The sequence below is a fragment of the Brevibacillus sp. FSL L8-0520 genome (assembly GCF_037963895.1).
Taxonomy (GTDB): Bacteria; Bacillota; Bacilli; order Brevibacillales; family Brevibacillaceae; genus Brevibacillus; species Brevibacillus borstelensis.
Map to the genome: position 1 here is coordinate 1,225,755 of NZ_CP150171.1, position 21,996 is coordinate 1,247,750.

Sequence of the window (21,996 nt, forward strand, 5' to 3'; positions counted from 1 at the left end):
CCACGCAGGTGCAATTCTCCCGCGTGGTTTCATTTTGTCATTCAACAGGTTCAACCGGAAGCTTCTTGTTCCGAACCTGCTTGCGACCGCAAAAGCGGTACGATGAAGAGCAGGCCGACAATGAACAGAAGCGCAGCCATCTCGAAAACAGAGACGAGTGAGAGCAGTTTTTTCAATGGACCCGCGATACTCATCGTCAAAACCATGGCTCCGGTGAAGAGAGGGCTCAGGATTCCCATCACGCGGCCGACAAAAGCGCCCTCGGTATGCTTCAAGATCATCGTATTGATCCCGATCTGAATGCAAGGCATAAACAGGCCGTTGAACAACTGGGCCGTCAACGTCAGCCAGAGGTTGGTCGATAAGCCCGCGATGCTCATGGCTACTGCATTGACCAGCATGCCGATGACCAACAGCTTTTGCGGAGAGGCTTTTTTGGCAACGGTCATGGTCAGCGCACCCCCGACAATCATGCCGATCCCGTTGACTGTCATCAGCCATTTGAGGGATTCCATAGGCAAGCCCAATCGCTCCGTCACGAGAAAAATGCTCAGAGGCTGGATGAGTCCGATGCTTAGGCCCGCTGCCAAAAAGCATAAGCCCAGCTTTGTCAGAATGTTGCTTTTCAACACATAACGGATGCCGTCGACCATTTCCTGCCATAGAGTTGTCGGCTGCTGCCCGTTTTCCTCTACGTGGTCGGCGGGCAGCCGCACAAGAACGGCGCCGGAGAGCAGGAAAGCGACACCGGTCACCGCGATTGCTACACCGATCCCAAATGTCTGAAACACAAACGTCCCGAGGGCAGGGCCAAGGATCATGAAAATGGCAAAAAGCGTTTGATAGATGGACATACCCGCTTGCATCTGCTCGGCAGGAAGGTGCATTTTGAACAGCTTCATGCCGGACGGCTGCGAAAACTGGGACAAAATGGCCGAGATCAGCGTCGCGAAGAAGACCGCTTTCCAGGTTCCGAACACAAAAGCAAGCAGGACTCCGAAGATAGACAGCGCGCTTAAAATATCACACCAGACCATCGTTCGCTTGGGGCGCCAACGGTCAGCGAACGTCCCGCCAATAAAGGAAAAAATAAAGATCGGAGCGTATTCCGCCACGTAAATCATCGAGACAGCCAAAGGATCGCCGTTTGTTTGCTGCATGACAAACAGCAGGATCGCGAAGTTGCGGACCCATACGCCGATTTGCAAAAACAGCGCAGACAGCAGGATCGTTTGTATGACTTTATTGCGAAAGATTCCTTTTTCTCGCATAAAAAAACCTCCTCATCCAAGTTCCTGGACAGGAGGCGAAGAGATCGTGATCGCAAGGAAGACAAAACATAAGCCCAAAAACAGCTCAAAGGGGCTTCCTTCTATCCAAAGGAATGTGCCATGCTTCTGAGATTCTGGGAAGCAAGTTCACCCTTCAGGAGTGCATCCTCATACCGACAACAAAGCAAGCTGTCGACACCGAAAAAAGATGCATGCGACTATGAACATCCATACCAATCCTATCCAGAAACCGTTTCGTTTCCCACAGACATGGTTATTTTCAAACGGTTGTTTTCATGGAGACAGGATTAGATGTCCATTGTTCATAAGTCACCCTTCCGATTTCGTATGGGTTAGATATTATCACGCTGAAAAAGCGGAGTCAAGAAGGATTTAACAAATTTTCCGGACGTTTCCCAAAAAGACCTGCAAGCATGTTGCGCGCGGCCTTGAGCGCCATCTTCTCCCGGGTTTCCCTCGTGGCGCTGCCAATATGAGGGAGTGTGACCACGTGGGGCAAGGAAAGCAGCGGATTGTCTTTTGGCGTTGGCTCCATCTGGAAGACGTCCAGGCCGGCTCCGCCTATCCGGCGCTCCGTCAGAGAACGGATCAAGGCCTGTTCATCGACGACACGTCCCCGGGAGGTATTGATCAAAATGGCGTCGCTTTTCATCAGAGCCAGCTCGCGTTCTCCGATGAGGCCCTCTGTTTCCGGGGTCAATGGCGTCATCACCACCACGTAGTCGGACCGGGACAACAGATCGTCAAGCGAGGTGAACTGTACCCCCAGAGCTTTTTCCGCTTCCGGCTTGCGGGAGCGGTTGAAGTACAGAATGTTCATGTCAAAGCCTTTGGCTCGCCGGGCGACAGCTTCTCCGATCCTGCCCATCCCGACGATCCCGATGGTCGCGCCGTGCACGTCTTTTCCGAGCATCAGACTGGGGAGCCATTCATTCCATTGGCCGTTTTTCACAAACCGGTCAGCCTCCGGTACACGTCTGGCAGCCGCCATCAGCAGGGCAAAGGTCAGATCGGCGGTTGTCTCGGTCAAGACGTCCGGGGTATTCGTCGCGAGGATGCCGCGGGCTGTCAATGCGGGAAGGTCCAGATTGTCGTAACCGACCGCGATATTGCTGACGACCCGTAGACGGGGAGCCTTTTCCAGGACGGAGGCATTGATTTTGTGCCGGGAGTAGATCATCAACCCGTCGGCCCGCTGCAGACCGGCTGCAAACGATGCGTCGTCCAGCTTTTCCTCGATGTCGCGATAATCCACTTCGCAGCGCTCGCGTAGCAGGGCAAGCGCTGATTCAGCGATGCGGTGAGGGACAAAAACAAGCGGTTTTGTCATCTGTTTCGACTCCTCTCTAGGATCGCGCTGCCTTGACGATCTCGACGAATTGGCGCGCTGTTTGGGTCAGACTGTTCAGATACGCCTCGTCCACCGCTCCCTTGAAGCTGACGAGAGAGCTTCCTACGCCAACGGCGACCGCGCCGGCCTTGATATAGGAGGCTGCATTGGAGAGATCGACGCCTCCGGTCGGCATCAGCGGAATGTGCGGAAGCGGACCGTGCACGTCTTTCAAGTAGCCGGGGCCAAATACGTTGGCCGGAAATACTTTGATCACGTCTGCGCCGTGCTCATACGCCGTCAAAATCTCGGTCGGTGTCAGGGCGCCGGGAATGCTCACGACACCGTAGCGCTTGGCCATCTGGATCGTTTGCGGATTCACGGTCGGGGAAAAGATGAACTGGGCCCCGGCCATGATGGCGGCGCGGGCTGTTTCCGGGTCCAACACTGTTCCCGCACCGATAACCAGCTTGTCTCCGTACTCGCTGGCAACCTGTTCGATCAAAGAGAGCACTTTCGGCGTTTCCACCGTAATCTCCAGTGTAGTCACGCCCCCTTCGTAGAGCGCTTTTGCCACCGCCATGATCTTTTCCGGCTTGGCCCCGCGAATCACGGCTACCACACCACTGTCGAGGATTTTCTCTAGTTTGGTCATCTCATATTCTCCTTCCCATTATCGAAAACGAGCTTTTACCGCATCACTTCTTCGCCGGGCGATTCCACGAACCGTTTCAAATCGGAGCGTTCCGGCAGGCCTTCGACATCGCCGTTCACCATCGTGACGATGGCACCGACAGCATTGGCCCGTTTGACCGCTTCGGGAAGCGGAAGGCCATCCAGCAGACCGGAGACAAACCCGGCCGCGAATCCGTCACCGGCACCGACAGGGTCAACCATCTGCTCGACATGAAAGCCGGGAATGTGCAGGTTTTCCTCTGGCGTAAAGTAGTGGGCTCCTTTTTCGCCCAGCTTCAAAACGACAATTTTGGCACCAAGGCTGAGGAATCGCTCTCCCAGTTTGACAGGATCGGTTTCTCCAAAGAGAAACGTCCCTTCGGACAGTCCGGGCAAAATAATGTCGGACTGGGCGGCGATGGCAAGCAGCGTTTCGCGGGCCTGTTCTTCCGTCCACAGCTTTTTCCGCAGGTTCGGGTCGAAGACGACAGTCAATCCGCTTGCTTTTGCCATGCGAATCGCTTCAAATACCATCTCGCGGCACGATTCGCTCAGCGCAGGCGTGATCCCCGACACGAACAAATAGCGGGCTTGCGCGAGATAGGCTTCGTCGAGGTCGGCAGCGGTCATCCGGCTGGCAGCGGAGCCCTTGCGGTAGTAGTACACGTTGACATCGCTGGCGTTGCGGATTTCCTTGAAATAAAGGCCGGTAGGCGCATCGGGATCAAGGCGGACGCAGCTCGTGTCCACTCCTTCTCCCCGGACAAACGAGAGCATCGCTTTGCCCAGCTCATCGTTGCCTACCCTGCTGATCCAGCCGACAGAATGGCCGAGGCGGGCAAGCCCAATGGCAAAATTGGTTTCCGAGCCTCCAAATTTTCTCGTATAGGTGTGCGCATAGCGCATCAGTCCAGTGCTCTCCGGAGTAAACAGTACCATCGTTTCTCCAAAAGTGACTACGTCCATCATGATTTCCTCCAGGCTGCGTTATTGATGAGCGCGTTTTCTCTGCTGCCAAATGGCTTTTACGATCGGAGTGAGCAGGGTAATGACCGACAGCAGCAAAAGAATGAGCGGAATGGGCCGCGTATAAAAAATATCGTAGCTGCCGCTGGAAAGCGCTAGCGCTCTGCGGAACTGGCTTTCTGCCATCGGGCCGAGAATCAGAGCCAGCACGATCGGCGAAGCCGGGAAGTCGTGTTTTTGCATAAAGAAGCCGATCACACCCGCTACCGCCATGATCAACACATCAAAGAAGCTGTTGTTGATCGCATATGATCCGACAATGCATAGAACCAGGATGACTGGGGTCAAAATCTCTTTCGGAATTTGCACAACCTTGGCAAAGTAGCGAGCCGTGAACAATCCGAGCAAGCACATGACCACGTAGCAGATGATCATCCCGATAAACAGGGTGTAGACGAGGTCGCCGTTGTTTTTAAACAGAAGCGGACCTGGCTGCAGTCCCTGGACCATCAGAGCGCCGAGCATGACAGCAGTAACGGCATCTCCGGGAATTCCCAGTGTCAAAAGCGGCACCAGAGCGCCGCCGGTACATGCATTGGCACCTGATTCGCATGCGGCAACGCCAGCCATCCTGCTTTTGTCCGTAGGCTCTTTGTCTTTGTTGAACCGTTTCGTTTCGTTGTACGCCACGAAGGCTGCGATATCGGCGCCCGCTCCCGGAATAATTCCGATAAAGGTTCCAAGCCCGGTCGAACGGAGGATCGTCGGGATAATGCCGCGGAATTCGCCCCAGCTCGGTACGATTTTTTCGATTTTCACTTTGACCTTTTCTTTTACATTCATGTCAGAGAGCGACTTGAACGCCTCCGAGGCGGCGAATAGGCCGATCATGATCGGAATGAACGGGACGCCGTTCAAAAGCTGTTCGCTGCCGCCGGTGAAACGCGGGAAGCCGAGGATCGGATCAAGTCCGACCGTGGCGAGCAAAAGCCCGACCAGACCGGCAATCAGTCCTTTGACCAGCGATTTGCCGGAAATGCTGGCAATGATGCTAAGACCGAATACAGCCAGAGCAAAGGTCTCCGGTGCGCTGAATTCGAGAGCGATCGTAGCCAGAACAGGGGAGAGAAACATCAGGATGATGATGCTGATCGTGCCTCCGATAGAGGAGGAGAGAGTCGCGGCACCGAGTGCTTTTCCCGCCATCCCTTTTTGTGCCAGGGCATAGCCGTCCAAAGCGGTAGCCGCGGCTGCGGGAGTTCCTGGTGTTTTCAACAAAATCGCTGTAATCGAGCCGCCGTAGACGCCGCCGAAATATACGCCGGACAGCAGCAAAAGACCTGCGACAGGCTCCATTCCAAACGTCATCGGCAAGATCAGTGCGACTCCCATGGTGGCGGTGAGTCCGGGAAGAGCCCCTACCACGATCCCGATAATGACGCCGACGACAGCCATCAGCAGGGCAAAGGGGTCAGTCAGGATGTTCGTTAACCCGTTTACAAATAGATCAAACATGCGGTTCCCTCCTTATTCTCTACTCGAACAAGACGCCTGCAGGAAGGGGAACCTGCAGCACTGTTTCAAAGATGAGGTAGATAAACAGCGTAACCAGGACGGCTACGAGAATCGACGCAAACGGCTTCCGATAGCCGAACAGCCACATGAAACCGAGCAAAAACACTGGTGTCGCCAGATGGAAACCGCCGAGGTAGACGAGTGCCAAAAATACGAACATACAGACAAAACCAAGAATGGTCCGTCTCCAGGACGTAGGAGGCCCGGCTTCTTCGGCCGCCTGTCCGGGACGGAATGCGGCTGCGATCAGCACCAGCGACATCAGGATCAGGCCGCCGGCGATCAGGCGGGGAAAGAATCCGGGGCCGACATCTGTATCGCCGACCGACGGAAATTGCCCCGACGTGATCCAGACCGCTACGGACAAAAGAATGAGAGCAATACCGACAAACAGATCAGTCTTCTTCACGAGCTACCCTCCCTAAAACGGAGGACACGGGGAGTGCACTACAGCATCGCCCGTGTCCAGCGCTTCTTACTTTTTCAACCCCAGATCGGAGACGAGTTTCGTAAACAGCTCACTGTCTTTTTTCACAGCTTCTGAAAAGGCTGCATCGTCAGCATAGGATACGCCCAGGTTCATTTTTTCCAGTACATCTGTAAACGCCTTGTCTTCCGTTACTTTTTTCGCGGCGTCTTTCAATACGGTGACGACGTTGTCCGGTGTATCTTTCGGAACCGCGATTCCTCTCCATGTACCGATGGACAGATCGATTCCTTTTTCTTTCATCGTCGGTACGTCTTTGAACTTCGGCAGGCGCTCGTCAGCCATGACGGCCAGCATTTTCAGCTTGCCCGCTTCCACCTGTGCAGCTACTTCTGCCGGGCTGACGGAAACAGCTTCGATGTGCCCGCCGAGCAGAGCTGTCACAGCAGGATTGGCCCCGTCAAAAGGAATGTGGTTGAATTTGGTATCAATTTTCTGTTCCAGCGCGGTTGCAGCCAGATGCCAGATCGCGCCTGTACCGGAGTTTCCGATACGCACCTTGCCCGGGTTTTCCTTGGCGTAGGCGACAAATTCCTCGATCGTGTTCCAAGGAGCGTCTGCACTGACCGTAATGGCTGCCGGGTCCGCATTCAGGCGGGCAACCGGTTTGAAGTCATCCGGCTTGAAGGTGGCCAAACCGAGTGGAGGAAGCGTTGTCATTTCCACTGTGACCAGCGTCAGCTTGTAGCCGTCCGGCTTTGCCTTGGCTCCCTCGCTCATGCCTACGGCACCGCCGCCGCCTGTCTTGTTCACGACGCCGATGGATTGGGGCAGAACTTTGTTCGCAGAGTCCGCAAATGCCCGGGCGACTGCATCGGTTCCGCCGCCGGCTGCGTAAGGAACGATCAGTTCGATTTGCTTTTTCGGATACGCTTCTGCCTCTCCTGCTGCTTGATCGCCAGAGGGAGCAGAGGAGTTGCCAGAACCGCATCCGACGAGAGATGCGATAAGAGCGGTAGCGGCGAGACCAGAGAAAATGCTTTTCAATTTCATGATGTCATCCTCCAATAATTAAGGAATGTGTTCATAGTGTTCCTTTGAAAGCAGTACATGGGCAGTGCGTAGACAATTTGTTTATAAGTCATTTGTTCCTTAATGCGGAACATTGTTCCTAAATACTGTGAAAAAAATTACCCTCGGAATCCAAGGTGTTTGGAAATTTCACGAGCGTAAAAGACGACGCGATCCATGCAAAACTTCACTTTCTCTTCATCCATGCGCATCGTTGGGCCGGATACGCTGAGACCGGCGACGGACTCGCCATTGTGGTTGAGAATGGGAGCTGCGACACAGTATATGCCGGGCTCATGCTCTTCTTTGTCAAGCGAGTAGCCTTTTTCTCGGATTTCCTGGAGATTCGCGAACAGATCATCGATCGTGGTGATCGTGTTTTCGGTAAACTTCTTCAGACCCTTCTGCTCGACGATTTTTCTGACGTCACTCTCCGGAATATGGGCAATGATCGCTTTTCCGACACCCGTGCAATGAACGGGGGCACGTTTGCCGATCAGCGAATACATGCGGATGGTGTAAGGGCTTTCAATTTTTTCAATATAGACCACTTCTCCATCCTCCAGCACGACCAAATGGGAGGTTTCGCCCGTTTCCTGCACCAGCCGGCTCATGATCGGGTTGGCAATTTTTCGTATTTCCAATGATTGTGATACGATCGACCCCAGTTCAATCAGCTTCAGACCGAGAAGATAACGCTCGCTAAGCGGGTCTTGTCTGACGAATCCCTGGTTTTTCAGGGAAGAGAGCAAGCGGTGTACAGTGCTTTTCGCGAGTTCCATCCGGTTGGATAATTCAGTAATACCCAAGCCGTCCACATTTTCCTTGAGCAGGTTTAAAATGTGCAAAGCTCGATCGACGGATTGAACCGAAGAGGTATCTCTTGGAGTCTTGATCTTTCTCCACCTCCTGATTGTTCCACAATGAGGAACAGTGTTCCTATTTCGTATTCTCTGAATTCATTATAAAAATAGTCGAATCTCATTGTCAATAAAAATCGAGAAAACGATTTCAATGAAAGTGCATACTACTGATAGGAAAAATGAGTCAATGCGAGAGGGGGGAACAGTGATGAGGAAAAACTTTATCCGCTACTTGATCTATGTATTTGTGGCCGTGGCTGTGCTGGTAGCGATTGCCGCCTGGTATCTCGATCCGTATCAGCCGGATGATGCCGCGATGCAGGCTATGCGTGACGGGGATGGCGTCAACGTAACTGAACGAGGGGGGCTGATCGTCTTTGAAGGCGGTGAAAATATTCCTCCCGGGATCATCCTGTATCCGGGCGGATTGGTCGGTCCGGAGAGCTATGCGCCTCTTGCCAGGCTGATGGCTATGTCCGGCCATCGGACCGTTATTGTGAAAATGCCGCTGAATCTTGCCTTTACCGGGGTTGACCGTGCGAATGATGTGCTGCTGGCTTATCCGGAGGAACCGTTCGTGATCGGCGGGCATTCACTCGGCGGGACGATGGCCTCACGGTATGCAGCCAGTCATCCCGAGCGTGTCTTGGGGACTTTTTTTCTGGCATCGTATCCCGATCAAAAAGGGAGCTTGAAGGAAAAAACCATTCCGGTGCTGTCTCTGATCGGATCAAGAGACGGTGTGGTGAACAGCTCGGCCTATGAAATGGCCCGTCAGTATCTCCCTGACAATACGGTCTACTTGAAGATTCCCGGGGGCAATCATGCTCAATTCGGAAGCTATGGGGCCCAAAAAGGAGACCAGCCCGCCGCAATTCCCCCGGGAGACCAGTGGCAGCAGACCGCCGCTGTGCTGAAGGAATGGATGAAATCGACGGTCGCCGGATTGGATCGAAAATGAAATGACAGCCGTCTCATTGCCTGTCGATTCCGCGGTGTATCGCCGGCTCAGAGATGATCCCGGAAACCACCCCTGTAATGCGTATGTTTTCGGAGGGCAGGATCAGAGGCGGAAGATCGTTCGTGCAGGTAAAAACGCATTCTACCGGATTGACTTCTTTGGCAATACGAACGATATACTGTCCCTCTTGACGTACGAGGACGGGCCTGCCTGTGATCGGTTCCATGGAAAAATCAGAGATGAGCAGGGCATCTCCGCTGGAAATGCCGAGTCCGGCAAGACCGTCGTCCTGCATCAGCAAGGCAAAGCGGGCTACATGATAGCTCGCTGCGGCAATCCAGGGCATCAAGGAAAGCTCTTCGTCATCCAAAGACAAGTCAAAAAAGCGGGAGCTGTAAGCGTCTCCGGCCAAAAATACTTTTTTCATTCCGAACTCCTTTTTCCTTTTTATCGGTTTATTACCAATTGATGGGGTGGCCTTTTGCGTAAAGCCTGCCCAGCAAGCGGTCGAATCTTTTTTGGGCCAGGGCGAGAGGAACGCGAAAGATTCGGGCCAGCAAAAAGGGAGCCTCATAGCGGTTGCAGTTTTCCAGCAGTGGCACAAACATCGGAAACGGCATGAGCAGATGCTCGGCAAAGTGATTCGCTTGCGCTTCCTGCCAATGGATCATCGATGTGCTCCCTATCGGCTGGATTCCTTCATGCAGCAGCAGATGTCCAAGCTCATGGGCGATTTTTTCCCGTCTCGAAGGCAGAGGGAGGCGCTCGTCTACAGCGATCACGTAGCGGTTGGGCAGATAGGGATGCGGATGCGCCCGACTGCGTCCGGTGATGTTCCACAGCTCGATCCCGTACGCTGCACAAAGCTCGGTCAGGTGAATCTCTTCCGGCTGCTTGATGTCATGAAGCTCCAATAAATCATAGACGCGCGATTCTAGCCAGGTCTGCGGCTCGAAGACGTCGGAGACTAGTGAGAACATGAGTGACGACCTCCTTGATTAGGGAACGTTTGTTCGTTTTTGTGGCGGAAAGAATGCCCCTGTTAAGAGAGAGTCCTGCAAAAGTCCACCTAATATCTGTAAACCGTAACCCTAGTGCCCTTAGGTACTGGGGTTTTAAGTATCGAGAATGTAGCTGTAGTGGGGAGAAGCATGTTTCCGATCTGCGCTCCGGTCTACGTCCTGCAAGGATGTGAAACTGTCCGCTCCACAGCGATCCCGGGGGAAGCGCAAAACGGCGCGCAGCTCCGGGGTTTACTCATAGATTGCGCTTCTGTTTCCCCGGGCTCGCTGTTCCGCTTGGCTGGACTCCGCCAGTCGCTCCGCCTGGAAACATGCTTCTCCTCCGAAACAGTAGGTTTTCAACAGGCTGAAACCCAATGCCCCTTCGACACTGGGTTTGTTGTACAATGAAAAGAAAACGAAAGAGTTGGAACCATTGCTACAGCCCTCTAAACAAATCACGGCATCCTTCCATGCCGAATTATATAAACTAATTCCCGCGGATCACCCTTTACGTAAAATCAATGAAATCGTAGATTTCACATTCATTCATGAGTTGGTTCGTTCCTCTTATTGTGAGCATTACGGAAGACCTGCTAACGAACCCGAACTCCTGTTTCGTCTATTGTTTTTACAAGTTCTCTACAATCTTTCGGATGAACGCATCATTCAGGAAACGCAGGTAAACCTCGCTTATAAGTGGTTTTTAGGTTTAAATCCAGAAGATCCCCTTCCTGACCCCTCTCAATTATCCCGCTTTCGTAATCATCGGTTAGGGGCCGGAGCCGTGGATGAGGTGCTTAAATCAGTTGTACGTCAGTGCATCGAAAAAGGACTTGTGAAGTCAAAGACGATCATCATGGATTCCACCCATACACTGGCAGCTTCACAAAAACAAAAGCCGCTTGAAGTACTGCGGGATGCGGCGAAGCGCTTATTCCGTGTTGTGGTGAAAAAGCATCCAAAACTCGAAAAGAAACTCCCACGGTTACCGGAGTTGAAGAAAGATCAAGAGGATGCTGAGAAGATCATGCTTCACTACTTGGCGGAACTTGGAGAGACTGTCGAGACTTTGTTACCCGATCATGAGGGTTCCATCTCGGAGAAGGTCAAGATCGCCAAGGCCATCGTGGAAGACGAACGTCTCCTCGCCAATAAAGGTATTATGTCGGCCATTGATCCAGATGCACGCTTTGGATGGAAGAGTAATACGAAATCCTTTTTTGGCTACAAAGAGCATATTGCCATGACCGAAGAAGAAATCATTACGGCTGTGGAGGTCACCGGAGGAAGTACGGATGACGGAAAACAATTCAAACAACTTTTGAACCAATCGCTTGACGTAGGAATAGAAGTACAAGAAGTGATTGCTGACACCGCATATTCGGGTAAAGATAACTTGGACGAGATGAAAGCCAAGAAGATTCAACCCGTCGTCCCACTAAACCCAATCGTACATAACGGAGGGCTAAGGCAAGAAGGTTTTGAGTACAACAAGGATGCAGACTTTGTTATTTGTCCGGCAGGACAACATAGTATCCGAAAGGCTGTCCAAGGAAGCAAGAGTGGCAAAAGTCGTTCTCTCGTTTTCTACTTCGATACGGAGAAATGTAAGACATGCCCACTTAGGGAAGGCTGTTTCAAACCAGGAGCGAAGAGCAAGACCTACTCCATCCGGATCGTGGCGGAAACCTACAAGGCGCAAATCGAGTTTGAAAACAGCGATACGTTCAAAGAACGTATTCGTCGCAGATCGATTATTGAGCACAAAAATGCTGAATTAAAAAGGTATCATGGGATGACCAAGGCCAAGTACCGTGGTCTCTTTCGTATGCGAATACAGGCAATACTTACGACTTTCGTCGTAAATGTAAAACGGATGATAAAATTGGCAGAAAAAATGCAGCCCGCCTCTTAAAGGAGAATGGGCTGCATTTTTCGTTAAAGTCCTTTTTTGTAAAAAATAGTGTGGGTTACCCGATCCGCAAACCTCAAAAGAGGTATTTTGCAGGCCTCTCTTAAGAGGGGCTATTTTTATTTTTCTCTTTTTATTTTTTCCGTAATCGCATACAGGGATGGAGTGCGGGATTCTTTCACCTGATGAACCCGCATCTGTTTTTTCAAATCATACCAGTATCGGCGAATCTCTTTTTTCTCTTCTTCGGACGCTTCCAGATAACCGTCGAGAAAATAATAGTCATCCGGGTCGTCGATTTTTTCCTGCAGCAAATCCTCCAATGATCGGTTGTGGCTCTGCACCGCGGCAGCAGAGGAGGAAGCAAGCTCATCGTCCACGCGGCCAAGCAGCCAGTCTGTGGAGACCTGAAGGATGTCTGCCAACTGCGCCAGCATCTCATTTGGCGGTGAACTGTGGTTGTTTTCGTAGTTGCTGATCGTGCCTTTGGTTGTCTGGACTTTTTCCGCCAGTTCTTCCTGCGTCAGTCCTTTTGCCTTGCGGGCTGTTCGTAAGCGCTGGGAGAGCATGAACGAACCAGTCCTTCCTGTTAGTGAGTACAACTATATTGTACATGATTGGAGATATTTAGGGAAGTGTGTATGAAAAAATTGTGATAAATGTATTGACTAACAAGATACTTGTACTTTATGATCGGATTGTCCTGTATGAATGTGGAAAAAGTACAAATATCCTGTAAGTGAGGAGTGAGATGATGGAAACATGGTTTGCATTTTCTACAGCAAAAGTAAATTGGCCGGCTACACAGCGGAGAGTGAAAAAAGCGCTCGATCTGGCGCGCGATTTTATTCGCATGGGATTTCATCCGGGGATCGAGGCACGGACGACAGCGGGCTGGCACTCAACACCCTCTACGGTCACGAACAAGTTTCGCAGCAGCACAGAGGACGCAGCCGTCCGCAACGCGACGATCGAACAGGAGCGGCGGGAGTACGTCGAGCGAATCCTCGCAGCGGTCAATCGCCTGTCTTCCCGGGAACGGGAGCTGATCTGGACGCGCTGGTTTGACGGCGAGGACCGGACGGATATAGAGGCCTACATCATGCTGAATATGACGCATTCATCGTACTACCGGACCCGCAGCAGTGCGTTTCGCAAGCTGGCCGGGGGGCTTGGCATGGAAGTATATCACGAAGAGGAGAGTCCCGCGTGAAACGATTTCGAAACGGATGCGGCACACATGTTTTTCCTCTGCTTGTTACGATGGCAGTGTGACATTGTGTGAAAGGAGGGATGAGTGATGGAGGAATTGCATCTGGAGTCGATCTTGCAGCAGGGGCCGTTCGCGGCTCTTTTTGTTTGGCTCTTGTTTTATGTGATGAGAGCCAACCGGGAGCGGGAAAACCGCTTGCAAGACCTGCTGGACAAGTTCAGCGAAAAATACGACGTGATTATCGGCGAGCTGCGCGATATCAAAGAAAAGGTAGGTGAGTAACGTGAAACCAACACGCATAGGAAAGTGGAGGCGTCTGGCTGTTTGGGGGTGCCTGATCCTGGTGGTCATGACGATGCCCGGCTTTAGCCAGACGGCCCACGCGCATGAAATCATTGAATTGTTTCAGAGGAGCTACAATCCGAATCCTGAGCCGGAAAGCCCCGAAAGGACGCAACAAGCGCTTGATTACATTTCCAAGAGAAAAAAGGACAGGATGTCACACACAAGCGCTAGTGCGGCACGGCAGCCTCAAGCTGGTGCGGCTGCGGTCCGCGATACGTTTGAACCGAATGACGACTATCCGGAAGCCTACCCGGCAAAAAACGGGTATTCTTACTTGTCATTGCTTTCGACAGAGTCCGATTTCGATTATTACCGCTATGACTCCGGAACCTACTCCGGCATGTTGACGGTCAAGCTTACCGTCCCGAAAGACAAGAACTACGACCTGATCGTCATGGAAGGGACCAGCAAAAACGTCGGCTCAAGTCTCGGGCGCGAACCGGGGGCGGCGGAGAAGGTTGCCTTCGAGGCTAAAGCCGGGACAACGTATTATTTTGTCGTCTTCAGCATGGATCAGCACTTCAGCACGACGGACCGATACAACCTCATAGTCGGCAACCCGTCCGAGCTCGCATGGGGAACGCCGGTAGATATCGATGTTCCGGAAGGCGTGGTGCCGGGTTATCGGATTACGGCTCCGGCGACGGGAAATTTCCGCTTTTTCACATCTCCTTATGCGGGGACGGGATTGCCCAACGACACGCTGCTTTTGCTTTTCGAGGATGAGCTTATGCAAAAACTGTTGGGCGGAAATGACAATGCGTCAGAAGATACCGTCTTTTCAGAGCTTGACGTCAATCTGACCAAAGGCTTGACCTATTACCTGTACGTGGCTCCTTCGGCAAACGACGGCCAGGTCCACGCCAGGCTGACGGCTGCATCCAAGCCGAATGTGTCCGCAGAAGTCCCGATTCTGCACGAAACCGAAGCCAACGACGGCAGCGTGGCGGAGCAGCAGATCATCACACTGGAGGGAAGCGTATTTGCTCCAACTGTCTCCTCGCGCCGGGTCAGCTTCAACAACCTTCCGGAAGGCTTGGAGACCCAGGTGGTCAGACTGAACGATAAACAGCTGGCAATCCGTTTCAGCGGAAAAGCGCTCTCGCATGAAAACAAGGATTCCGGCGAAGCATCCGTGACTATCTACAAGGAGGCGATTGTCGGGGCTCTGGAGGATGTGACGACGAATCCGTTCTCCTTTGCGTTTACCGACACGCCTGCTGTCACCCTGCAGGCACCCAGGGATCTGGACGTCGCTGCCTCGCAGTATCAGCTCATAAAATTTACCCCGCCCGCGACGGGTACCTATGAGATTTACACCGACTATTTTCTGGGAAATCCCGCGGAGGGCACCAGCGATACGATCCTCTCGGTCTACGAGGACTACGAGCGGACCCGCCATCTGGCGACCAATGACGACGGCAAGAAGCCGCCCTTTTCCAGTGTCACCCTGCTTCTGAACGGAGGACAGAACTACTTCCTCAGCGTGTCAGGCTGGAACGGGAAAGCAGTTCACGCCAGGCTCGCTGTCCGCTACCTCGGCGTCGAGTACGTGTACAACGAAAAAGGGCTGCTTGTCCAGATGAAGCAGGACGGCAAAGTCCTCGTCGATTTCTACTACGACAATAACGGAAATTTGATACGAAAAGTCGTTCGCTAGAAGAACGAAAAGGAGGCAAACTATGAGACGAAACAAGTCAATCGGCATCGGCTTCAAGCTGCTTTTGTCGGCGGCTTTGCTGATTCCAAGCGTCGTTCAGGCCCAGGGGGCGGTGCAAAACGGGCTGCTCCATAGCGGCAAGGCGAATGCAGCCCCTGACGCAACGAAGCTGCCGAGCACAAAGGAATGGCTGGCGCAATTCACCAAGGCTGCCCAGGAGACAGCCGAAACGACGCTCGAACCGGCAGAAATTCCTTCCTATAAGGACGAGGAGATCAGGGCAATGGAGTGGGACCCGTTTGCCGCCGACGCGATCATCCGCATGAAGGCTGAGCTGGATCGCACCAGCCTGCAGGTAGCCGCCTGGTTTTATCCCCAGGTGGACCGGCTGCTGTCCCACAATGAAAAGGTAGAGAAGTACGGCTGGACCGATCGGGATGTGATGGCCAAGATCGCGAAGCTTCCGGCTGATGCGTACAACCGGCTGGCAAAGGAAGTTCCGGTTATCGCAGAGCACTACAGCAAGTGGAAAAGCGTGCAGGCAAAGCAGGCCGAACCGAAACAGCCGAAAGAAAAAATGGCCGTTTCAAAGCAAGAAAGCGAGACATCGACAACGAAAGCGGCAAACGCCGGGCTGCTCAGCTCCGACCTGCCGGATGCCGTGTACGATCCGACAGGGCTGACCTATCAATACAAGCGTTCGATTGATTCGCCGGTAGATGATGTCTACCGAACGTCTACTATCACGGAGACGGACCTGGTTCTCGAAGGCAAGCACGGGATGGATCTGAGGCTGGAGAGGACCTATTCGCAGTTTGATTCCATTGAACAGCGTTTCTACTACAGCACACGCGGCAACAAGACCAGTTATAACAACAATCATTGGGAAAAGTACAACATGCCGCTCGGTTGGAGACTGAACATCCCGATGGCTGAAGAAATGTACGAAGATGGAATCGCGTGCAACTACGTTGATAAGAATAATCCACCTTACGTATGCGGAAGAACATCCGGGAAATTTCGTTATGTTTTCACCCTGGATGATGGCACGGTGCTTGAATCTTCCTCACGCTCCGGTGAAGATTGGGTGAATTATCCCTACAAAGGAGCGTCGATGCATTTCTATTCCAAAGACCAAAATCCAACAAATGGCGTCAAGTCGATCGCTTGGGTCGATTACAACGGCTACCACTACAGCTTCACCAGGGAGGGCGTTTACGATCCTTCCCCTGTTGATGTCATCACCAAAAGGAATGCATACGGCGATACCATTGTCTACAAAATTCCGTATAACAATGATCCGATACAGATTACCGATAGCGTCGGACGGTATATCGAGTTAACGAGAAAAAGCCTGAAGGTGTATGCCGATACCTCCAAAAGCAAGCTGCTGAAGCATATCGAGTACGCATGGGGAACAGGCACGACTCCAGACCGTGTCATCGAGCACGATGTCAACAGAGGGGGAAGCAAGGTCATTGCCGAATACTCTTACCTTGATTCCGAAGTCTTTGGGAAAGCTGAGTTTAACCTTCGTCCCAACTACTATTTTTCCGCGCAGAATAAAGAGATTCCACTGGACTATAAAGGTATAGAGAGTTCCGAGTATCTGGATATGGACTGGAATGAGCGGGGGTACGTCAATTACGAGCTTCTCCATCAGGTGAAGTATCCGGTGGAAGGCTTGACCATGACCTATGCCTACAGCCCCTATTTCTCTAGCGCAACTGATTTTCTGAACCGAGGCGTTGTTCGGAATTATTACGATGAGGAAAAGCTGACCTATGTCACATACCATCCGGTCACTTCGGTAAATATCCGTTTTGCCAAGACACCACACCCAGACCGTCCGTCCACAGAAACGTATTTGAAAACGATCTACTATCCAATGACCAGTAAAGAGATTTGGAAAACGAAGAAAGACACCTCTGTTCGATTGAAAAATCAGACGATACGAGACGGAACGGTCGCAGTCTCCCGGATCGAACAGGATGGCTTGCCCAGCCAGGAAAAGACGTTTGCCGTCAATTCGGATAAAAACTTCTTGCTCCGTTCGGTCGAAACCTATATCGGGACGGGTGCAGACACAGACAGAATCGAAGGCCGCCTCAACTTGACCGCAGACGGGAACAAGTACAGCTACCACCCGGTATCGTACGTAAGCCACATGTATCGCGGCAGGGAAACCAAGCCCAGCTACTCCTACGAATTTTTGGGAAGGCCCGCTTCCATGACGAAAGACGCCGACGTGTATCAGTACCTGCTCGCGCCGGAAGCGAAGAATCTGGAACAGGTGAAAAACAGACTGGCCGACTACGCTCAGGTGACGGAATACAGATACAACAGTTACGGCGATCTGGTAAAGCTCGTCGATCCGAAAGGAAATACGACCAGCTGGACGTATTTGCCGCCCACAACATATTACTTGCGCCTGCTTTCGGAGATGAGCCGCACCGCCGCAGACAACCCGAAGCATTTTCACAAAGAATCGTTTACGTACAACAGCGACAAGCTGCTTGAGGGAGAATCGATCCTCGATTCGTACCCGGATGGTGCCGACATCAAAACCGAGGCAATCGGACGTTTTTACACCTACGAGAACAAGCGGATATCCTCTATTCAGCATATGACGATCGGTTTGGACAATAAAAACATGGTCCAAAATTTTCCAGCCTACGACCGGTACGACCTGAAACCAACCGAAATCAACATGCAAGTCGAAACTTCCCCCGGCGTCAAAACAAGGCTGACGTACCGCTTCGCCTACGACGAGCTGGGCAGAGTCACACAGCGAACCTATCCGGATCAAAGCCAGGCCACTTACGAATACGACTTCCTCGGACGGCTGAAGCGTGAACAGTTTGCCAATAAAGGAGAAACCCGCGCGATCACCTACAGCTACGACGACGACCAACGCAAGGTGACAATGACCCTGCCGGACGGCACGAAGAGGTTCACCCATTTTACCCCGGGCGGCGAAGTCGAATACGAAGGACAGATCGGGACCAACGGCCAAATCCGTCCACTGCAGTACAACACGTATTCGCCGGATGGAGAGCGCTTGCTGTCCAGTGCCCCCTACGCCATGGACAACCGGGCGACCACGTATGTCTACAATAAAGACGGCACGCTTTGGCAAAAACAGGAGCCCATCGGCACGACGATCTACCTGCGGGCAAACACGTTCGTCGATTCGCTCAATAACCAATATCTGCCGGTAGAGACGATCAAAACCCTGGGTCCAAACGGCCTGGAAACGATCCAGTTTTACGACAGGCACGGCCAGCTGGAAAAAGAAGTGAATGAGGCGTGGGTAAGCGGGCAAAAACGCACCACCGCCTATAGCTATAACGCATTCGGACAGCCCTCGCGCAAGACAGAGCAGGAACAGAGCGGAGCGTCGCGCTCCTGGTCATACCGCTACAATCCAAGCGACAAGCTCGTCTATTTGCTCGACCCTGAAAAGAACGAATACCGCTACGGCTACGACCCATATGGCAATCTCGTGCAGGTAACGGAAAACAACACCCTGACGACCAAGTACCACTACAATGCGCTTTCCTGGAAAATCAGCGAAACGGACGTTCCATCCGGGGCGACGGAGACATTCGGCTACACCCCGAACGGCAAAGTATCGGTGTTCACGGACAAAGCGGGCAACCGCCACGAGTACGCGTACACGCCGTTTTACGAGCTGTCCGAGCTGACGACGAAAGACAAGGCCGGTACGGTGAAAAACCGGGAAACCAAAGAGTATTACCCGAATACGTCTTTGGTAAAGAAAGAAACCAACAGCAACGGACCAAACATCCAGTCCAGCAGCCCGCTATATCGCGAGTTGTTCTACACCTATGATCCGTTCCTGCGGATGAACAGCTTCACGGCGTTTGGCAGACTCTATCAGATTCGCCATACGGACGCCGACGACCAGATGGATCAGTTGATCTACCCTGGAAATACAGCGGTTTCCTACGTCTACGATGACGCGATGCGGGTAAAAGAGGTGACGATTCCGGGATCGAATGGTTCCTCTCAAACTGTCCGCTATGACTACCAGCTCAGCGACGCGGGAGACACCTACACCCTGACCTATCCAAACGGCGTGAGCCTGGTACGCAAGCGGGATTCGTTCGGCCAGGTCGACACGCTGAAGCACTTCAAGAGCGGCACGTCTGTATGGCAAGAGAAGAACAACTACTCTTTTGGCAACGTGACAAGCATTGAGCGAAACGGCACGACCTACCGCTACGAGTACGACAAAGTGGACCGCTTGACGAAGGAAAATGTGCCAGCGGGGGAGAATCGTTATTCGTATAACGGCCGAGGAAGCCGAATGACCTTTGAAGGCACGCTGCCGGCGATGCCAAGCACAGCCACTTACACCTTTGACGAGCGCAACCGCCTGAGAGGCGTCACCAATGAAAAGACGGGAGCCAAAGCGGAATATACGTACTATCCGGACGGCCTCCGTGCGACGAAGACAGCAGATGGCAGCGAAACCCGTTACGTCTACCTGAACGGCAGAGTCATCGAGGAGCTGGACAAAAACGGCCAGCTGAAAGCCCAGAATATTTGGGGGAATGAGCTGCTCTCCCGAAAGGACGTTGCGGCGAACAAGCGCGGCTACTATCTGTACAACAGCCACGGGGATGTCGTGAAGGTCGTTGGGGAGAACGGCGAGGAACTAAACCGCTACGAGTATGATACGTGGGGGAATCTCACGGCGAAAACGGAGGGGATGTCCAACCCGTTTACCTATAGCGGGGAGATCTTGGATGGCGAGACCGGGTTCTACTATCTGCGGGCGAGGTACTACGACCCGACGGTGGGGCGGTTTATTTCGGAGGATACGTATAAAGGGCAAGTGGATAATCCGCTCACACTGAATCGGTATACGTATGTGCATAATAATCCGTTAGTTAATATTGACCCAACCGGTAACTACTGTGTTTCCGCAAATGGTAAAAATGCTCACGGAGGAGATTGTAATTCAGACAGCAGTATATATTTAGGTGAAGACAGGGACTTTGTAGGTCGACCAATTTTGGATAATGGTAAGATCAAAGGATATATTGGCGTATCTGGACCAGGAAATGGTTCAGCGGATTATTGGTCTACTTACAAAGATGATTACAGCTATGTTAGATGGGTAAGTGGTGACAATGATTATTACTATAGTCTAGAAAGTTCTACACAGCAGAGACTCAAGTACAAGCTACTGTCAGGCTATATGAAAGAACAGATTGAAATGGGGTTTCCTGATTTTATAGCAGGTCTTGATTTTGCAAAAAATGTTAGATCTGGATCAGGAATCGTCTTAAGTTTTGCAAAAAAAGGAGGAAATATAGGGAAGCAATACAAAGGTACCCCTAGAAATAATCAAGCTCAAAATAAACAGGTAAGAGACATTGTCACCAAATATAAATTAAATAAAGATCAACAAAGAAAATTACACGATGAAATTTCAGGACAAAATTATGATTTCCATACTATTGAAGAAATTGCAAAAGAAATAAAAGCAGGGAGATTTTAAATTTTTGAAAGAAAGGTGTAAAATGAAAAAAATAATTGAGAAAAAATTACAGGTTTTGATTGGATTACCGGTTGAGAATGCAGGAAGATCGGGGAACCTAACGTGGTTTAGTTTCGGTAAAACAAAAAAAATAACCTCTCTAAGAGGTATTGAAAAAAGAGTGGGAGAGCATACCCTAAATGTTCAATGCTCATGGAGGATCACAAAAGAACATGAAATAATTGTTGCTTCGAAAGACATATATATACCCAACAAGGAATGGGTGGGAAAGGATGAAGAATTTGTATGGGATAAACCGGGGATGAATCGGTATGATGAGCGAATTATAAAATTCAAGGCTTTAAATATATTAGTGGATAAAATTGAAGCTGATGATCTTGGTGGTATAAAAGTTTATTTTAGTGATCGATATTTGTTAGAATTATTCCCTGATAGTTCATCAGAGGAGGAGTTCTGGAGATTCTTTGTCCCTGGAGAACTGAACTCGCATTTTGTTGTAAAGGGTAGCGGAATTGAAGACTAGTATTGGAACCCCAGACGAATAATTTTGATATTCGTCTGGGGAATTTTTGCGGTTTATTTAAGATTCTATGTAAAAGTCGGCGTTACTAGACTCTCCATACGGATGAAGGGAGCAGAATTTAAAATCTTAATAAAAGCGCTGGAGAAGATGAAATGAAAATAACAATTGATTTTTGGGAGTTAGTTACAATTGGAATAGAGAGGATTTTTAAGGGAAGTGAATCAGAAGAAAAAATTATCGAATTACTAGGCGAACCAGAAATCTATACTCTCGAGAGAAAATCCTACCCAACATTTATGATTTATGGATGTTTAGAATTTCGTCTCCGAGAGAATAAATTAGAGACAGTTGTAATCACTTTTAATGAAGAAGAGTTAAATCTACCAAATAGAATGGTAATAGAAAATATACCTGAGAGGCAAATGCTAAAGACGGACTTTATCAGGAAGATATTAGTAGATAAAGGTGTAAAGTGGACTCTCGATAGTATTATGTCAGATGAATATCAAGAAAATTATATTTCGGAAAAAGGTGTTCGTTTTGTATTTGATTTAGTGGAATCGGGAGTATTATCTAAAATAGGAATTGAGTTAAACTACAAAGCAAAATAACAACTTTTAACCCCAAACGAGTAATCCAAACTCGT

19 protein-coding genes are annotated in these 21,996 nt (G+C 51.1%); 8 read left to right on the forward strand and 11 right to left on the reverse strand.

Translation table 11 applies throughout. The features are described from left to right. Positions 1–50: 50 nt before the first annotated feature. The 8 genes from NSQ24_RS06375 to NSQ24_RS06410 all read right to left on the reverse strand — a co-directional run bounded on the left by NSQ24_RS06375 (position 51) and on the right by NSQ24_RS06410 (position 8,250). Positions 51–1,271, reverse strand: a complete 1,221-nt coding sequence (locus NSQ24_RS06375; protein WP_003392138.1) for an MFS transporter — start codon at positions 1,269–1,271, stop codon at positions 51–53. A 382-nt stretch (positions 1,272–1,653) separates the two neighbouring features. Beyond that, positions 1,654–2,622 carry a D-glycerate dehydrogenase gene (locus NSQ24_RS06380; RefSeq protein ID WP_024985519.1) on the reverse strand — a complete coding sequence of 323 codons (969 nt, stop codon included), beginning with the start codon at positions 2,620–2,622 and terminating at the stop codon, positions 1,654–1,656. A 16-nt stretch (positions 2,623–2,638) separates the two neighbouring features. After that, entirely contained in the window at positions 2,639–3,277 is a 639-nt protein-coding gene (locus NSQ24_RS06385) for a bifunctional 4-hydroxy-2-oxoglutarate aldolase/2-dehydro-3-deoxy-phosphogluconate aldolase (protein WP_024985520.1), read from the reverse strand. Between the two features lie 35 nt (positions 3,278–3,312). Next, complete coding sequence (locus NSQ24_RS06390) at positions 3,313–4,263, reverse strand: sugar kinase (protein ID WP_003392130.1); 951 nt, start codon at positions 4,261–4,263, stop codon at positions 3,313–3,315. 21 nt (positions 4,264–4,284) lie between these two features. After that, entirely contained in the window at positions 4,285–5,778 is a 1,494-nt protein-coding gene (locus NSQ24_RS06395; protein ID WP_003392128.1) for a tripartite tricarboxylate transporter permease, read from the reverse strand. A gap of 19 nt (positions 5,779–5,797) precedes the next feature. Next, complete coding sequence (locus NSQ24_RS06400) at positions 5,798–6,247, reverse strand: tripartite tricarboxylate transporter TctB family protein (RefSeq protein ID WP_024985521.1); 450 nt, start codon at positions 6,245–6,247, stop codon at positions 5,798–5,800. Positions 6,248–6,313: 66 nt separating this feature from the next. Next, positions 6,314–7,318 (reverse strand): tripartite tricarboxylate transporter substrate binding protein, encoded by a 1,005-nt coding sequence (locus tag NSQ24_RS06405; protein WP_003392124.1) that lies wholly within the window; start codon positions 7,316–7,318, stop codon positions 6,314–6,316. A 137-nt stretch (positions 7,319–7,455) separates the two neighbouring features. Then, a complete protein-coding gene (locus tag NSQ24_RS06410; protein WP_311135373.1) occupies positions 7,456–8,250 on the reverse strand; it encodes an IclR family transcriptional regulator in 795 nt (264 codons plus the stop codon). A gap of 157 nt (positions 8,251–8,407) precedes the next feature. Between NSQ24_RS06410 and NSQ24_RS06415 the strand changes: the two genes are divergently transcribed. Beyond that, positions 8,408–9,160, forward strand: coding sequence for an alpha/beta fold hydrolase (locus tag NSQ24_RS06415; protein ID WP_031933487.1), 753 nt, complete (start codon positions 8,408–8,410; stop codon positions 9,158–9,160). A gap of 13 nt (positions 9,161–9,173) precedes the next feature. Here NSQ24_RS06415 and NSQ24_RS06420 read toward each other — a convergent pair whose 3' ends face one another. Both NSQ24_RS06420 and NSQ24_RS06425 read right to left on the reverse strand, forming a co-directional pair. Continuing rightward, on the reverse strand, positions 9,174–9,587 hold the full coding sequence (locus NSQ24_RS06420; protein WP_031933486.1) for a hypothetical protein: 414 nt from the start codon (positions 9,585–9,587) through the stop codon (positions 9,174–9,176). Positions 9,588–9,618: 31 nt separating this feature from the next. Further along, a complete protein-coding gene (locus tag NSQ24_RS06425; protein ID WP_003392115.1) occupies positions 9,619–10,140 on the reverse strand; it encodes an ImmA/IrrE family metallo-endopeptidase in 522 nt (173 codons plus the stop codon). Between the two features lie 478 nt (positions 10,141–10,618). Between NSQ24_RS06425 and NSQ24_RS06430 the strand changes: the two genes are divergently transcribed. Then, entirely contained in the window at positions 10,619–12,079 is a 1,461-nt protein-coding gene (locus NSQ24_RS06430; protein WP_327927883.1) for an IS1182 family transposase, read from the forward strand. Positions 12,080–12,195: 116 nt separating this feature from the next. Here NSQ24_RS06430 and NSQ24_RS06435 read toward each other — a convergent pair whose 3' ends face one another. Next, positions 12,196–12,645 carry a helix-turn-helix transcriptional regulator gene (locus tag NSQ24_RS06435; protein WP_003392113.1) on the reverse strand — a complete coding sequence of 150 codons (450 nt, stop codon included), beginning with the start codon at positions 12,643–12,645 and terminating at the stop codon, positions 12,196–12,198. Between the two features lie 185 nt (positions 12,646–12,830). Here NSQ24_RS06435 and NSQ24_RS06440 point away from each other — a divergent pair, with 185 nt between their 5' ends. The 6 genes from NSQ24_RS06440 to NSQ24_RS06465 all read left to right on the forward strand — a co-directional run bounded on the left by NSQ24_RS06440 (position 12,831) and on the right by NSQ24_RS06465 (position 21,961). Beyond that, positions 12,831–13,289 (forward strand): ArpU family phage packaging/lysis transcriptional regulator, encoded by a 459-nt coding sequence (locus tag NSQ24_RS06440; RefSeq protein ID WP_024985526.1) that lies wholly within the window; start codon positions 12,831–12,833, stop codon positions 13,287–13,289. 87 nt (positions 13,290–13,376) lie between these two features. Then, positions 13,377–13,571, forward strand: a complete 195-nt coding sequence (locus NSQ24_RS06445) for a BhlA/UviB family holin-like peptide (RefSeq protein ID WP_003392110.1) — start codon at positions 13,377–13,379, stop codon at positions 13,569–13,571. A 1-nt stretch (position 13,572) separates the two neighbouring features. Then, on the forward strand, positions 13,573–15,294 hold the full coding sequence (locus tag NSQ24_RS06450) for a hypothetical protein (RefSeq protein WP_172920236.1): 1,722 nt from the start codon (positions 13,573–13,575) through the stop codon (positions 15,292–15,294). 22 nt (positions 15,295–15,316) lie between these two features. After that, positions 15,317–20,827 (forward strand): RHS repeat-associated core domain-containing protein, encoded by a 5,511-nt coding sequence (locus tag NSQ24_RS06455; protein WP_279041794.1) that lies wholly within the window; start codon positions 15,317–15,319, stop codon positions 20,825–20,827. 22 nt (positions 20,828–20,849) lie between these two features. Continuing rightward, positions 20,850–21,350: a hypothetical protein gene (locus tag NSQ24_RS06460; RefSeq protein WP_172920234.1), complete on the forward strand. Its 501-nt coding sequence runs from the start codon at positions 20,850–20,852 to the stop codon at positions 21,348–21,350. A gap of 152 nt (positions 21,351–21,502) precedes the next feature. Next, a complete protein-coding gene (locus tag NSQ24_RS06465) occupies positions 21,503–21,961 on the forward strand; it encodes a hypothetical protein (RefSeq protein WP_243014611.1) in 459 nt (152 codons plus the stop codon). Positions 21,962–21,996 lie beyond the last annotated feature (35 nt).